Origin of the sequence: Streptomyces sp. DT224 (assembly GCF_049844595.1) — a bacterium.
Taxonomy (GTDB): Bacteria; Actinomycetota; Actinomycetes; order Streptomycetales; family Streptomycetaceae; genus Streptomyces.
Map to the genome: position 1 here is coordinate 223,764 of NZ_JBNCLI010000013.1, position 14,322 is coordinate 238,085.

A 14,322-nucleotide genomic window follows, 5' to 3' on the forward strand; every position below is an offset into this window, starting at 1 on the left:
TGTTCTAGCGGGCTGAACGCAGTTCCCGCCTGAGGATCTTCCCACTTGCCGTCTTGGGCAGCTCGGCCAGGATCTCGACCTCGCGCGGGTATTTGTACGCGGCGAGCCGTTCCTTGCAGTACGCGCCCAGCTCGTCCGGCTCCACGGACGCGCCCGGACGCAGGCTGACGTAGGCCCGGACCGTCTCGCCCCGGTAGGCGTCGGGCACGCCGACGACGGCGGCCTCGCGGACGGCCGGGTGCGTGTAGAGGACGTCCTCCACCTCGCGGGGCCACACCTTGAAGCCGGAGGCGTTGATCATGTCCTTCTTGCGGTCGACCACGTAGAGCCAGCCCTCGCGGTCCATGAAGCCGATGTCACCGGTGCGCAGCTCGCCGTCGGGGAAGGCGGCCGCGGTGGCCTCGGGCAGCCCCCAGTAGCCGGAGACGACCTGCGGGCCGCGCACCGCGATCTCGCCCTGCTCCCCGAAGGGCACCTCGGCACCGTTCTCGTCCAGGATGCGGACGACGGTGTCCGGGCCGGGCACGCCGACCGAGAGGGTTCCGGAGACCGGGTCGACGGGGGCCTCGCGCTCCGGGGGCACGGAGGCGCAGGGGGCGGTGCACTCGGTGAGCCCGTAGCCGTTGCGGATGTACGGGCCGAAGCCCGCCCGGAACTTCTCCACGAGCGCGGGCGGCAGCGGCGCGCCGCCGGAGGAGATGACCTGGAAGGACGCGAAGTGCTCGGGCGTCACGCCGGGGGTCGCGGCCAGCGCCATGAAGGCGGTGGAGGGCCCGACGGTGTACGCGGGGCGGTGCTCGGCGAAGGCGTCGAGGACGACCCCGGGGTGGAAGCGGTAGGCGAGGACGAGGGTGCCCGCGTTGGTGAGGCAGGCGGCCAGCTGGCAGACCATGCCGGTGATGTGGAAGAGCGGGGCGAGCGCGAAGTAGGCGGCGCCCTCGGGGACGGGGTGGCCGGTGCGCTGGCGTTCGGCGTTGACCATGATGTTGCCGTGGGAGTTCATGGCGCCCTTGGGGGTGCCGCTGGTCCCTGAGGTGTAGCTGATCAGCGCGGTGCCGGCGGCGGCGGGCTCCCGGCCGGCGGGGGCGGCGAGGCCCCGGCGGGCGACGGCGACCAGGTCGTCGGCGTCCCCGGCGGCGGGCAGCCGCTCGAAGTCCAGCACCCGCTCGTCGTTCTTCGTCTGGAGGTCCAGCTCGCAGGCGGTGAGCGCGATCCGGACGCCGGGCGCGGCCGCGGCGGTGTCCCGTAGGTACGCCTCCCAGGCCCGGTCCGAGCAGATGAGGGCGGTGACCTGGGCGTCCTTGAGTACGTGGCCGACCTCGGCGGACTTGTACATCGGGTTGACCGGGACGACGGTGGCGCCGGCCTTCCAGGCGCCGAGGAGCGCGAGGACGAACTGCGGGGAGTTCTGGAGCATGATCGCGACCCGGTCGCCGCGCTCCAGGCCCCGGGCGGCGAGGTGGCCGGCCACGGAGTCGGAGAGCTCGTCCGTCTCCCGGTAGCTCAGGCGGCCGTCGAAGTAGGCGAGCGCCGGGTGGTCCGGGGTGCGGGCGACCGACGCGCGGAAGGCGTGCACCAGAGTCTCGGCGGGGTGGACGGGGGCCCGCTGGGCCTCGCTGAGCAGCGCGAGCCAGGGCTTCGCCGCGTAGAGGGAATCGGTCATGCTCCGGTCTCCTCCCAGGCGCGCTGGAGGCGGTTCATCCCGCGGATCCAGCGGTCGGTGTCGGCGGCCCTGGCTTCGTAGTAGCCGGCGACCTCGGGGTGCGGCAGGACCAGGAACCGGTCCTCGGCCATGGCGTCGAACAGGGCGTCCGCAACGGCCTCGGGCTCGATGGCGCCGGGGGCGAGGACGAGTTCGCCGGCCGATCCGGCGGCGGTGAGCATGTCCGTACGCACGCCCTGCGGGCAGATCGCGTGGACCCTGACGCCCCGGTGCCGGTAGGTCAGCGACAGCCACTCCGCGAAGGCGACCGCGCCGTGCTTGGTGACGCTGTACGGGGCCGCGCCGATCATGGTGAGCAGCCCGGCGGCGGACGCGGTGGAGACGAACCGGCCGCTGCCGCGCTCCAGCCAGTCCGGGAGCAGCGCGCGGGCCGCCCGGACGTGGGCCATCACGTTGACGTCCCAGGCCGCGGCCCAGACCGCCTCGTCGGCCAGCGGGTCGCCCGGCGAGGCGAGGCCCGCGTTGGCGCAGTAGACGTCGACGGTGCCGTCCAGGGCGTCCCGGGCGGCTTCCACGATCCGGGAGGCGTCCCCGGCGACCGGGATGGCGCCGGTCTCCTCGGCGAGCGCCTCGATCCGGGACGCGTCGAGGTCGTTCACGACGACCCGTGCGCCCTCGGCGGCGAATCTGCGGGCGAGGGCGGCGCCGATGCCGCCTCCGGCCCCGGTGACCACCACGCCCGCGCCCTGCACCGTACTCATCGCTCTCGCACCTCTCAGCCGACTGCACGGGCAGACTAACCAGTCGGTATGTCGCGTGGGAAGGGGTGGGGCCGTCTCATCGGCCATTGCCGGCGCGGCGGCCCCGTCCGGCACGTTCCCCCGGGCCCCTCCGCGCGCTAGCGTGCGTGACCATGACACTCGTCGCGATCTTGGAGGTAGCCGAATGAGCCTGTCCAGGCGTGGTTTGCTGACCGCCGGCGGTGCGATGGGAGCCCTCGCGGCCACGGCCGCCTCGGCCGGCCCGGCGGCGGCCGGTGCTCCGCACGGCAAGGGCCGCGGGCACGGGAACGGGGGCGGGCAGCGGGTCCGTACCGGCTTCGACCGGCTGGCGGCGGACGGCTACGCCCTGCTGAAGGGGCAGCGCGTCGGCGTCGTCACCAACCCGACCGGGATCACGTCCGACGTCCGGCACATCGTGGACGTGATGCACCCGGACAGCCGGGTGGACCTCACCGCGGTCTTCGGCCCCGAGCACGGCTTCCGGGGGACCGCGCAGGCGGGCGGCTCCGAGGGCCGCTACGACGACCCGGCGACCGGGCTGCCCGTCTACGACACGTATCTGAAGAGCGGTCAGGCGCTCGCCGACGTCTTCACGGCGTCGGGCGTGGACACGATCGTCTTCGACATCCAGGACGCCGGCGCCCGCTTCTACACGTACATCTGGACCCTGTACGACTGCATGGAGGCGGCGGCGCTCGCGGGCAAGAGGTTCGTCGTGCTGGACCGGCCGAACCCGGTGTCGGGGCGGGCGGCGCTCGGGCCGGTGCTCGACCCGGCGTTCGGCACGTTCGTGGGGCGCCGGGAGATCGCCCAGGCGCACGGGATGACGGTGACCGAGCTGGCGCTGCTGTTCAACGGGGAGTTCCTGAAGGACCGCCCGGCCGAGCTGGAGATCGTGAAGATGTCGGGCTGGTCGCGCTCCGACTTCTTCGACGAGACCGGCCTGCCGTGGGTGCCGCCGAGCCCCAACATGCCGACGCCCGACACGGCCCTCGTCTACTCCGGCACCTGCATGTTCGAGGGGACGAACCTGTCCGAGGGGCGCGGCACGACCCGCCCGTTCGAGCTGCTGGGCGCGGAGGGCATCGACCACGCGTGGGCGGACGCGGCCAACGCCCTCGATCTGCCCGGGGTGGCGTTCCGCGAGGCGTACTTCGCGCCGACGTTCTCGAAGTTCCAGGGCAGGACCGTGGGCGGAGTGCAGCTGCACGTCCAGGACCGCGAGGTCTTCGACCCGGTGCGGACGGGGATCGCGCTGCTGATCACCGCGAAGCGGACGTGGAGCGGGTTCGCGTGGCGGTCGGACAACTGGATCGACAAGCTGACCGGCAACACCCGGGTGCGCACGATGATCGACGCGGGGGCGGACCTGGACGAGGTCGTCGGCGCGTGGGCGGACGACCTCGCGGCGTTCCGGGCCGTGCGGAAGCGGTATCTGCAATACCGGTGAGGTGAGCCGGGCGGGTCCGCGAGGGCCCGCCCGGCCGCGTTCTCACCGGTGGCTCGGGAACTCCACCACCTGCTGGTACGTCGGGCGGTTCTGCCAGTGGATGCCCTTCTGGGCGATGCCGCCCAGCGCGCGGTGGATGATCGAGTCCGTGCACCACTGGTCGCCGGCCTCGCAGCTGTCGTCGCCCGGGTAGACCTCGGCCGCCGGGACCGCCGCCGCCTCCTTGAGCGAGGCGAGCAGCGCCGTACGGCAGGCGCTCAGGTCGCCGCCGCCGCAGTACGGCTTGGCCAGCGGGCCCTTGACCGGCTGCCCGAGCACCTGACGCAGGTCCTTGTCGGCGAAGCCCCACCAGCCGTACTGGAAGGCCGAGCCGCTGTGCACCCCGCTCGGCCCGTGACTGGCCGCCGGGGACTCGTCGGTGGCGACGTTCGCGGTGAGCGCTTCGTACAGGTCGTCACCGAGTCCGGGCCGGAACTCCGCCTCGATCAGCCTCGGCCACCAGGCGTCCATGATCCGGACCGCGTCGGCGTGCCCGTACGTGTGCGAGCCGGGGCTCGTCTCCTTGCGCTGGGCGCCGGCCGCGCGCCAGGAGTCCAGCTGCTGGACCACCGCGTTCAGGTCCGGGTCGGTGACCGGCTGGGACCGGACGACCTTCAGCAGCTCGGGCAGCAGCTGCTCGCCGCGCAGGTCGGTGAGGGCCGCGTCCGCCATGGCCCGGGTGAGCGAGGCGCGGGTCACGCCGCCCTCGGCGACGAGCTTCGACACCCGGTCGTCCAGCAGGTCGCCCCGGTGCACCGCGCTGAGCCCGAAGCCGGCCGCCGCGTACCCCTCGGCCTGCTTGTTGTTCCAGGAGATGTAGTAGTCCTGGCCGCTGGAGTGCGGGTGCTCGGCGAAGGCGGTGTACGAGGCGGTGTTGGCGGCCGGGTCATATCCCTGCCACTCGTACGCCTTCTCGGCGCGGACCGGCAGCGCCGGGTCGACGCCGGGCGCGCGCACCGGGTTCATCCCGCTGTTGTAGTACGCGGCGGTGCGGGAGTCGGCGTAGAACCAGTTGAAGGCGTAGTCGATGCTGCTCGCCGCCCGCTGGAAGGAAGCGGCGTCGGTGACGTACGCCGGGTCGTTGAGCATCTGGAAGCCGATGATCGAGTCGGCCTCGTGGCGGTAGGTGGAGCGGAGCGTGGTGTACGCGACGGGCTTGCCGGCCACCGTGGCCCGGTGGGTGACGATGCCGTAGTTCGTGCGCCACACCTGCATGCGGTACGAGCCCTTGGCGGTGGAGTCCGCGACGGTGGGCTTCCAGGAGTTGGTCTTCTCCATCTTCTCCATCGCGGTGCAGGCGCCCCGGTAGAGGTAGTGCGTGGAGTCCTTGGTGGGTGCGGAGCCGTCGGGCTCGCACAGACCGACGGCGTAGGTGTCGGTGATGTCCTGGCCGGCCGAGGTGGCGCTCCAGGCGTAGTCCTGGCCCCGGCCCATCTGGATGTACATCCCGACACCGGCGAAGGAGACACCGCGCGCGCTGATGCCCGGGCCCTGGAGCTCCTGGAGCATCATCAGCTGCGGGGCGAAGTAGCCGGTCTGCGGCCCGAACACGGCCACCGGGTTTCCGCTCGCGGTGTGCTGTCCGGACACCAGCAGGGCGTTGGACATCCCGCGCTTCTGGGCGCCGGAGCCGGACCCGGGCAGCGAGCCCTCCGGGATGACGCCGTCGTCGAAGATGCCCTGCGCCTTCCTGAGCGCGGCCGGCGCCTTGACGGGCGCCTTCACGCCAGTGCCGGCGGAGCCGGTGCGGTCGTGGATCAGCGGCTCGGCGGTGACCGAGCCCCGGTCCGGGAGGGCCGTGCCGACGGCCTTGCCGGGCTTGCCGGCGTACGGGAAGGAGGTGCCGTCGTGGAGGGTGAGCACGGCCTCGGGGTCGTTGCGCTGACGGAAGGACTCCCAGACCCTCGTGCCCTCGGCGACGCCGTACTTCTGCTGGGCGGACAGCAGCGACAGCGCCGCCTGCACCTCGCCGCCGCCCCCGCCGCCGAACTGGCCGCCGACGACCGAGGCGATGGAGATCAGGTCGGTCAGCTTGAACGGCTGGATCTCGCCGATGTTCGTGAGGGCGTCGATCTTGCCGGTCAGGACGTACTCGCCGGGGAAGGAGCGGCTGTCCTTTGACTTCTTGCGGTAGGCGTTGATCCCGTCGACGTACGCCTGCGCGTCCGCCATCGCCTGTTCGCCCCTGGCCCCCTCATGGGTCCTGATGTACTCGACCTGGGCCTCCAGATCGGCCTCGGTGTACGGGGCCTGCGGCCAGAACTGCTGCTCCAGGCCCTGGTTGGCGAGGGCCCCGCCGGCGAACGAGGTCAGTTCGCCGCGCCCGATGTGCCGGAAGAGGTCCATCAGCCACAGCCGGTCCTGCCCGGCCGCGTATCCGGCGCCGAACTCGGTGCCGTAGCGGGTGGTGCCCTTGATGTGCGGGACGCCGGAGGACTTGTCGCGGGTGATGGTGACGTCGTCGCGCGGCGAGGTGACGGACTCGATCTGGTCCTTCGGCACGCCGAACGAGGCGTCGTTGAAGAAGTCGGTGAGCTTCCGGTCGGTGAGCCCGGTGTGCCCGGCGACCAGGCCGTCGTACTGGTCGAGCTGGTCGTCGCTGTGCGCGGGATGCGTGCCGAACGCCTTGTTGCCCAGGATCTCCACCAGGGTGGCGTTGCCGTTCTCGCCGGGCGGCAGGATGTCGTCGCACTGCCCCTGGCAGTAGTCGGGCACGGGGTCCGCCTCGGCGGCGCCCGCGTGGGGAGCGGCGGCGAGCAGGGACGTGCCGAGGGCGAGGGCCGCGGCCAGGGCGGCGGCTCTGGTGGTACCGGTGCGGGCGGTCATACGGGTGCGTGGGGGCATGCGTACTCCTCCGAGAGGCCGATGCGCGGCAGGTTACCGACGGTATGACCGACCGGTAAGATGAACATCGGTCACCTTTTCCGAATCGCCACAAGCCGCCGGATTCTGTGCGGCGTCTCACCTTTCGGACGCTTCGGCCCTTGGATGGAGCCGATCCGGGCAGTCGTACGTCCATCCCCTGACGCCGAAGTACGGGCGACGGAGTACGAGCGACGGAGGTGGCGGCTCAATGGCCGGTTTCCGGAGTCTGGCGAGACAGGTCCGCGACCCGAGGAGCGATCTGGCACTGCGGCGGTACTCGCTGCGCAAGTGCCTGGAGCGCTTCGCCCCCTACGGGCACCGGGCGACCTGGGACCATCTGTGCGCGCGGCACGGCATAGCCCCCGAGGACCGGGCCCCGGACCCGGCGCGGCTGGTGCGGGCACTGGACGAGCTGGAGCGGGCCCGCACGGTCTGGCTCGGGTACGAGGCGGGGTTCGCGGAGCGCCGCAGGCGGGAGAAGCACCGGGGGCTGCGCCGGCCCGGCGCCTTCGACGACTGGCACCGGCGCACCTGGGGCGGCAACGGCGTCGCACGCTGCGACGACCCGGCGGTCCACCCCTCGGCCCCGCTCGCCGAGGTGCTGGCCCGGCTGATCTCGGCCCTGGAGGCGGAGCCCGGCACCGGCTGCCCGGTGTGCGGCAGGACCAGGATCACCTGGCGGCACGACCTGGACAGCGAGCCGTGGTCGGGCCCGGTCTGCACCGGGTGCGGAATCGTGGTGCCGCAGCCCGTGCTCACCCCGGCGGCCCTGGCGCGGGCCCGCCGGGACCGCGCGGGCGACCTGGCGACGGTGGCCTGAGAGAGGAGCGGCCCGCCGCGCGGGCCGCTCGGCACCCCTCGGTCAGCAGCAGCCCTCGACGCTCTTCGCCGGCTCGCGGCTCGCCGGTGCCCGGTCCGCCCCCTTGCGCTCCGGCATCAGGCGCGAGCCGCTGATCTTCTCGCCGTTGATGTCGTCCGGGTTGGACAGGACGCAGGTCTCCAGCGAGAGGCAGCCGCAGCCGATGCAGTCGGTGAGATGGTCGCGGAGCCGGTGCAACTGCGTGATCCGGTCGTCCAGCTCGGAGCGCCAGGCGTGCGAGAGGCGCGCCCAGTCGTCGCGGTTCGGGGTGCGTTCCTCGGGGAGTTCGGCCAGCGCCTCGCGAATGGTGGCCAGCGGGATGCCCACCCGCTGGGCCGCGCGGACGAAGGCGACCCGGCGCAGGGCGTCCCTGCTGTAGCGGCGCTGGTTGCCACTGGTGCGACGGCTGCTGATCAGGCCCTTGGCCTCGTAGAAGTGCAGGGCCGACACGGCGGCTCCGCTGCGCGCGGAGAGCTGGCCGACGGTGAGTTCATGGAGTGTCTGCGGGATCTGGGGCACCCGTCGAAGCCTACGTGGCCGATGCCCGGCCGGTCCGTCGTTGACAGGAACGCACCCGCCAAGGATGCTGAGCAAGCGCTTAGACAGCGTGGATGAATGGACGGCAGAGCGGGAAGGCAGGGACCAGGGACATGGCTGAGCCGAGGATCTTCGACTCCGCGCAGGCGCTGCGGGACGGCGTGGGCGAGCAGCTGGGGTACAGCGACTGGCTGGAGGTCGACCAGAAGCGGATCGACCTGTTCGCCGATGCCACCGGCGACCACCAGTGGATCCATGTGGACCCGGAGAAGGCGGCGGCCGGACCGTTCGGGAAGACCATCGCGCACGGCTATCTGACCCTGTCGCTGCTGCCGGTGCTCGTCCCGCAGGTCATGGCGGTCGAGGGCGCGAAGATGGGCATCAACTACGGCACCAACAAGGTGCGCTTCCCCTCCCCCGTGCCCGTCGGCTCACGGGTGCGCGCGACGGCCGTCCTGAAGAGCGTCGAGGAGGCGGGCGGCGGTGTGCAGATCACCGCTGTCGTGACGGTCGAGCGCGAGGGCGGCGACAAGCCGGCGTGCGTCGCCGAGTCGGTGTCGCGCTACTACTTCTGAGCCCGCGCCGGTGTGCGTACGCGAACGCCCCCGGCCCCACGAGGGGGCCGGGGGCGTGACCGTACTCAGCGCCCGGCGGCGACCATGCGCAGCACCAGGTCCGCGTACAGCTCGGCGACCTCGTCGGGCGTCCGGCTGCCCTGCGCGTTGAACCAGCGCGCCACGTCGATGCAGAGCGACAGCACCGCGAGCGTGGTGCCCGGCACGTCCGGCACGTCGAACTCGCCGGAGGCGACGCCCTCGCCGATGATCCGGCGCACCACCGCGTCGGTCCTGCGGCGCAGCGCGATGATCTCGGCGCGGTGCTCCTCGCCGAGCGCGTCCAGTTCGTACTGGACCACGCGGGCGGTGGTGTGCCGTTCGGCGTGCCAGCGGACGAAGGAGCGGACGGCGGTGGCGAGCCGTTCGGCGGCCGTGCCGTCGCTGCCGGCGGCGGCCTCCAGCACGGCCAGGGCCCGGTCGTGGCCGATCCGGCTGATCCGGTGGAGCAGCTCTTCCTTCGTCTTGTAGTGGATGTAGAGCGCGGCGGGGCTCATTCCGGCGCGGCCGGCGATGTCCCGGGTGGTGGTCGCGTGGTACCCGCGCTCGGCGAAGGCGTCGACGGCCGCGACCAGGAGCCGCCGGGCGGCCTCGGGCGTCACCTCGGCCCACGGCGGGTCCTCGGCGTCGGTCTCCTGCGCCGTGCTCATCGTCGCTCGCCCCTCTCAGTCACCAGGACGCACACCATACCCCGATCCTGAGCAAGCGCTTAGGGCGGCCTTCTGGCGGGTGGGAGCTCAGAGCTTCTGGAAAGGGTCGTGCTCGGCGAGGATCTTCTCCAGCCGGGCCTGGTCGACCCGGCTGACCAGCTGGCCCGCCTCCTGCCGGTCCCGGACGACCTTGGCCAGGGTGAAGCAGGACGTGACCAGGTAGAGGACGCCGATGGCGAGGAAGGCGCGCACCCAGGCGTCGGCGTCGAGGAAGTAGATTCCGAGGGTGACCGCGGCCATCGCGATCCCGAAGGACGCGACGGCCTGCCCGAAGTAGGCGGAGGTGGTCTGCTGTTTGACCGGTGTCGTCTCACTCATGCGGCCCAGCATCCGGCGGTGTGATCCACGCCGCATCCGTACGGATACTCATACGGTACTCAGAACGCGGAGACCCCCGTCAGGGCCCGGCCGATGATCAGCTTCTGGATCTGGCTGGTGCCCTCGTAGAGCGTCATCACGCGGGCGTCCCGGAGCAGCTTGCCGACCGGGTACTCGTCGATGTAGCCGTAGCCGCCGAAGACCTGGAGGGCGTTGTTGGCGGCACGGACGGCGGCCTCGGAGGCGAACAGCTTGGCCCGGGACGCGGCGGTGGCGAAGTCCTGGCCCCGGTCGACGAGGTCGGCGACCCGCCAGGTGAGCAGGCGCGCGGCCTCGACGTCCACGGAGATGTCGCTGATGAGCTCCTGGACGAGCTGGTAGCCCGCGATGGGCCTGCCGAACTGCTCGCGTTCGCCCGCGTATCCGACGGCCGCGTCCAGGGCCGCCTGGGCGATGCCCACGCAGCCGGCCGCCACCGACATCCGACCCTTGGCCAGGGCGGACATGGCGATGGAGAAGCCCTTGCCCTCGGGGCCCAGCAGGGCGCTCGCGGGCACCCGGACGTCCTCCAGGACCAGTTCGGCGGTGGCCTGGCCGCGCAGGCCGAGCTTGCCGTGGATGGTGCGGCGGGTGAGGCCGGGGGCGTCGGCGGGGACCAGGAAGGCGGAGACGCCCTTGTGGCCGGGGGTGTCGTTGGTGCGGGCGAAGAGGAGCACCACGTCGGCCCAGGTTCCGTTGGTGATGAACATCTTGCTGCCGTTGATCACGTAGTCCGCGCCGTCCCGCACGGCCCGGGTCGCCAGGCTGCCCGCGTCCGAGCCGGTGCCGGGTTCGGTGAGCCCGAAGCAGCCGACCGCGTCGCCCGAGGTCAGCCGGGGCAGCCACTGCCGCTTCTGCTCCTCGTCCCCCCAGGCGGCGACGGTCTTGGCGACCAGGCCGAGGGAGACCGAGACGATCCCGCGCACCGAGGAGTCGCCCCGGCCCAGCTCCTCGGTCACCAGACAGTAGGCGAGGTGGTCGCCCCCCGAACCGCCGTACTCCTCGGGGACGGTCAGACCGAGGAAGCCGAGGGCGCCCAGCTTCCTCACGATCGACTTGTCGACGTTCTCGGTCCGGTCCCATTCGGCCGCGTACGGGGCGACATCGCGGGTGACGAAGTCCTTCGCGAGCTGCCGTACGGCTTCCTGCTCCTCGCTCAGCTCCAGGTTCATCGGCCGCACCCTCCGCTTTAATTAGCACTGCTAGTTTTCAGATCGCAGGGCCTACTATGTGCCGCATGGCCCGCCCGCGCAAGCCCCTCCTGAGCAGAGAACGCATCGTCGAGACGGCGAGCGCCCTCGTGGACGCCGAAGGGCTCGACGCGGTGTCCACCCGCCGCCTGGCGGCCGAGCTGGGGGTCAGCGGGCCCTCGCTGTACAACCACTTCCGCAACAAGGACGAGATCCTGGACGCGGTCGCCGACGCCGTCTCGGCGCAGGTCGATCTGTCGATGTTCGAGGAGTCGGATCCCCGGGACTGGCGGGCCGCGCTGCACGACTGGGCGGTCTCCTACCGGGCGGCGCTCGCCGCGCATCCGCACATCGTCCCGGTGCTCGCGCAGGGGCCCGGGCGCCGCCCGGCCGGCCTGCGGGTGGCGGACGCCGTGTTCGGGGCCATGGTGCGCGCGGGATGGCCGCCGGCCCAGGCCACGTACATCGGCGCGCTGATGCGTTACTTCATCACCGGCTCGGCGCTCGGCTCCTTCGCCCGGGGGTTCGTGGACGACGAGACGGCGTACGACCCCGCCGACTACCCGCACCTGGGGCAGGCACACCTGCTGGCCGAGCGGCGCCAGCAGGTGGACGAGGGGGCCTTCGAGACCGGTCTGCGGGCGCTGGTGGACGGGCTGGAGCTGCAGTACGCGCAACTGGAGCCCGCCCACCACGGAGCACGCGGGTCGGGCACGCCCTAGAAGACGACCAGCGCCCGGCCGCCCTTGCCCGCGATCATGTGGTCGAAGGCGGCGGGGATGCCGTCCAGGCCGATGCGTTCGGTGACCATCATGGAGAGGTCGAAGCGGCCCGCCCGGATGTGGTCCGCCAGCACCGGGAGGTCGCGGACCGGGTCGCTGTTGCCGTAGACGCAGCCGGTCAGGGACCGCCCCCAGTGGAAGATCTCCAGGGCGTTGAAGGTGACCTGCTGGTCCTTGCCGCCGATCCCGACGACCGTGGTGCGGCCGCCCCGCCGAGTGGACTCCCAGGCGCTCCGGATGGTGACCGCCCGCCCCACGCACTCGACGGCCACGTCCGCGCCCTGGCCCCCGGTGAGCTTCCGGATGTCCCGGGGCGTGGTCTCCGAGGCGATGACGAAGTCCGTGGCGCCGGCGCGGCGGGCCAGCTCCTCCTTCTCCGGGGAGACGTCCACCGCGATGACCTGCGAGGCGCCCGCGATCCCGGCGGACTGGAGCACGGCGAGACCGACGCCGCCGATGCCGAACACCACCACGGACTCCCCCGCGCGCACCTGGGCGCTGTGGTGGACCGCGCCGTACCCGGTGAGCACCGCGCAGCCCAGGAGCGCCGCGTCGGTGAGCGGGATGCCGTCCGGGGCGGGCAGCACGCAGTTCCCGGCGACGACGGTCTCCTCGGCGAAGGCGGCGACGTTGAGCCCGGGGTGCAGGTCGGTGCCGTCGGCGGTGCGGGCGTGCACGTTCGCCGAGCCGGACAGGGCGGCCGCGCAGAGCCACACCTCGCCGATCCCGCAGTGGTGGCAGCTGCCGCAGGAGGGCGCCCAGTTGAGGACGACACCGTCACCCGGGGCGACATGGGTGACACCTTCGCCGACCGAGACGACGGTGCCGGCGCCCTCGTGACCCAGGACGGCGGGGACGGGCACCCTCATCGTGCCGTTGGACAGCGAGAGGTCGGAGTGGCAGACCCCGGCGGCGGCGAGGCGGACGCGCACCCGGCCGGGGCCGGGCTCCGGCAGGACGATGTCGGTGATCTCCAGCGGAGCTCCGACGGCGGGCAGTACGGCGGCGCGGACCACGGACTTGCTCCTTGCTGATCGCTGAGGGGTGGGCGGTACGGGGCTCAGAACTGGAGGGACTTGGTCTGGAGGTACTCGGACAAGCCGTGCGCGCCGAGTTCGCGGCCGACGCCGGACTGCTTGTAGCCGCCGAAGGGCGCGAGCGGGTTGAAGCGGCCGCCGTTGATGTCGACCTGGCCGGTCTCCATCCGGCGGGCGAAGGCCACGGCCGTCTCGTCGTCGGCGGCCCAGACGGCGCCCGCGAGTCCGTAGACCGTGCCGTTGGCGATGCGGAGCGCGTCGTCCTCGTCCTCGTACCGCAGGATCGAGACGACGGGGCCGAAGATCTCCTCCTGGGCGATCGTCATCTCCGGGGTGACGTCGGCGAACACCGTGGGGCTGACGTAGTAGCCGGTGGGCAGCGGGGCCTCGGGGCCGCCGGCGACGAGCCGGGCGCCCTCCTCGACGCCCTTCTCGATGTAACCGCGCACCCTGGCCTGCTGCCTGGCGTTGACGAGCGGGCCGACCCGGTCGCCGGGCACGTACTTGGCGGCGGCCGCCGCCGCGAGCGCCACGGCCTCCTCGTACCGCTCCGCGTCGACCAGCATCCGGGTCCAGGCGCTGCACGTCTGGCCGGAGTTGGACATCACGTTGGCGACGCCCACGTTGACCGCCCTGGCGAGGTCCGCCCCGGGCAGGATCACGTTGGCGGACTTGCCGCCCAGTTCCAGCGCGACGCGCTTGACCGCCCCGCCGGCCGTGGCGCCGATCCGCCGGCCGACCGCGGTGGACCCGGTGAAGGAGACGAGGTCGACGTCCTCGTGCGCGGCGAGGGCCTGTCCGGCGACCGGGCCGAGGCCGGTGACCAGGTTGAACACGCCCGCGGGCAGCCCGGCCTCGGCGACGGCCTCGGCGAAGAGCTGGGCGGTGAGCGGGGTGTCCTCGGCGGGCTTGAGGACGACCGTGCAGCCGGCGGCCAGCGCGGGGGCCACCTTGGCGACGATCTGGTGCAGCGGGTAGTTCCACGGGGTGATCGCGCCGACGACGCCCACGGGCTCCAGGTACACCGTCGAGCTGCCGTGCCGCTCCTCGAAGGCGTACGTGGCGGCGAGCTCGGCGTACGTCCCGGCGACCAGGAGCGGGAGGCCCGCGTGCACGGAGAGGGCCAGCGCGGGCGGGGCGCCCAGCTCGGCGGTGACCGTCTCGGCGATCTCCTCCGCGCGGACGCCCAGCACGTCGCGGAGCGCGGCGATGCGGGCGGCGCGCTCGGCGGGCGGGGTGGCGGCCCAGCCGGGGAAGGCGGCGCGGGCGGCGCGTACCGCCGCGTCGACGTCCTCCGCGGTGCCGGCCGGGACGTGGCCGATGACCTGCTCGTCCGCCGGGTTCACGACCGCGATCGTGTCCGTTCCCGCGGCGGGCCGCCATGCGCCGCCGATGTACATACCGTCGTGGGCCTTCATCGCTGTTCCTCCCGGGCAC

13 protein-coding genes are annotated in these 14,322 nt (G+C 72.6%); 4 read left to right on the forward strand and 9 right to left on the reverse strand.

The annotated features are described in order from the left end of the window. Positions 1 to 4: 4 nt before the first annotated feature. Both ACLQ2N_RS30455 and ACLQ2N_RS30460 read right to left on the reverse strand, forming a co-directional pair. Positions 5 to 1,663, reverse strand: coding sequence for a class I adenylate-forming enzyme family protein (locus ACLQ2N_RS30455; protein WP_425818036.1), 1,659 nt, complete (start codon positions 1,661 to 1,663; stop codon positions 5 to 7). Then, positions 1,660 to 2,424 carry an SDR family oxidoreductase gene (locus ACLQ2N_RS30460; RefSeq protein WP_425818038.1) on the reverse strand — a complete coding sequence of 255 codons (765 nt, stop codon included), beginning with the start codon at positions 2,422 to 2,424 and terminating at the stop codon, positions 1,660 to 1,662. Before ACLQ2N_RS30460 ends, ACLQ2N_RS30455 begins: the two co-directional genes overlap by 4 nt. A gap of 184 nt (positions 2,425 to 2,608) precedes the next feature. On the opposite strand from ACLQ2N_RS30460, the gene ACLQ2N_RS30465 reads away from it, so the two are divergent. Further along, positions 2,609 to 3,895, forward strand: a complete 1,287-nt coding sequence (locus tag ACLQ2N_RS30465) for an exo-beta-N-acetylmuramidase NamZ family protein (protein ID WP_425818040.1) — start codon at positions 2,609 to 2,611, stop codon at positions 3,893 to 3,895. A 42-nt stretch (positions 3,896 to 3,937) separates the two neighbouring features. Here the strand turns inward: ACLQ2N_RS30465 and ACLQ2N_RS30470 are convergent, their stop codons facing one another. Next, positions 3,938 to 6,778, reverse strand: a complete 2,841-nt coding sequence (locus ACLQ2N_RS30470; protein WP_425818042.1) for a penicillin acylase family protein — start codon at positions 6,776 to 6,778, stop codon at positions 3,938 to 3,940. A gap of 229 nt (positions 6,779 to 7,007) precedes the next feature. Here ACLQ2N_RS30470 and ACLQ2N_RS30475 point away from each other — a divergent pair, with 229 nt between their 5' ends. Continuing rightward, positions 7,008 to 7,619: a hypothetical protein gene (locus ACLQ2N_RS30475; RefSeq protein ID WP_425818044.1), complete on the forward strand. Its 612-nt coding sequence runs from the start codon at positions 7,008 to 7,010 to the stop codon at positions 7,617 to 7,619. A gap of 42 nt (positions 7,620 to 7,661) precedes the next feature. On the opposite strand, the gene soxR is transcribed toward ACLQ2N_RS30475, so the two are convergent. Beyond that, positions 7,662 to 8,177 carry a redox-sensitive transcriptional activator SoxR gene (gene soxR / locus ACLQ2N_RS30480; protein ID WP_425818046.1) on the reverse strand — a complete coding sequence of 172 codons (516 nt, stop codon included), beginning with the start codon at positions 8,175 to 8,177 and terminating at the stop codon, positions 7,662 to 7,664. Positions 8,178 to 8,308: 131 nt separating this feature from the next. On the opposite strand from soxR, the gene ACLQ2N_RS30485 reads away from it, so the two are divergent. After that, positions 8,309 to 8,770 carry a MaoC family dehydratase gene (locus tag ACLQ2N_RS30485; RefSeq protein ID WP_425818048.1) on the forward strand — a complete coding sequence of 154 codons (462 nt, stop codon included), beginning with the start codon at positions 8,309 to 8,311 and terminating at the stop codon, positions 8,768 to 8,770. A gap of 65 nt (positions 8,771 to 8,835) precedes the next feature. Here the strand turns inward: ACLQ2N_RS30485 and ACLQ2N_RS30490 are convergent, their stop codons facing one another. The 3 genes from ACLQ2N_RS30490 to ACLQ2N_RS30500 all read right to left on the reverse strand — a co-directional run bounded on the left by ACLQ2N_RS30490 (position 8,836) and on the right by ACLQ2N_RS30500 (position 11,048). Then, the gene (locus ACLQ2N_RS30490; RefSeq protein WP_425818049.1) at positions 8,836 to 9,459 is read right to left on the reverse strand and encodes a TetR/AcrR family transcriptional regulator; all 624 of its coding nucleotides are present in this window, start codon (positions 9,457 to 9,459) and stop codon (positions 8,836 to 8,838) included. Between the two features lie 87 nt (positions 9,460 to 9,546). Beyond that, complete coding sequence (locus ACLQ2N_RS30495; RefSeq protein WP_164398473.1) at positions 9,547 to 9,837, reverse strand: YiaA/YiaB family inner membrane protein; 291 nt, start codon at positions 9,835 to 9,837, stop codon at positions 9,547 to 9,549. A gap of 59 nt (positions 9,838 to 9,896) precedes the next feature. Beyond that, a complete protein-coding gene (locus ACLQ2N_RS30500; RefSeq protein ID WP_425818051.1) occupies positions 9,897 to 11,048 on the reverse strand; it encodes an acyl-CoA dehydrogenase family protein in 1,152 nt (383 codons plus the stop codon). Positions 11,049 to 11,113: 65 nt separating this feature from the next. Here ACLQ2N_RS30500 and ACLQ2N_RS30505 point away from each other — a divergent pair, with 65 nt between their 5' ends. Continuing rightward, a complete protein-coding gene (locus ACLQ2N_RS30505; protein ID WP_425818053.1) occupies positions 11,114 to 11,788 on the forward strand; it encodes a TetR/AcrR family transcriptional regulator in 675 nt (224 codons plus the stop codon). Here ACLQ2N_RS30505 and ACLQ2N_RS30510 read toward each other — a convergent pair. Both ACLQ2N_RS30510 and ACLQ2N_RS30515 read right to left on the reverse strand, forming a co-directional pair. Beyond that, on the reverse strand, positions 11,785 to 12,864 hold the full coding sequence (locus ACLQ2N_RS30510) for a Zn-dependent alcohol dehydrogenase (protein WP_425818055.1): 1,080 nt from the start codon (positions 12,862 to 12,864) through the stop codon (positions 11,785 to 11,787). The two genes, ACLQ2N_RS30505 and ACLQ2N_RS30510, sit on opposite strands and share 4 nt — an antisense overlap. Positions 12,865 to 12,908: 44 nt before the next feature. Next, entirely contained in the window at positions 12,909 to 14,303 is a 1,395-nt protein-coding gene (locus tag ACLQ2N_RS30515) for an aldehyde dehydrogenase family protein (RefSeq protein ID WP_425818057.1), read from the reverse strand. Between the last annotated feature and the right edge of the window lie 19 nt (positions 14,304 to 14,322).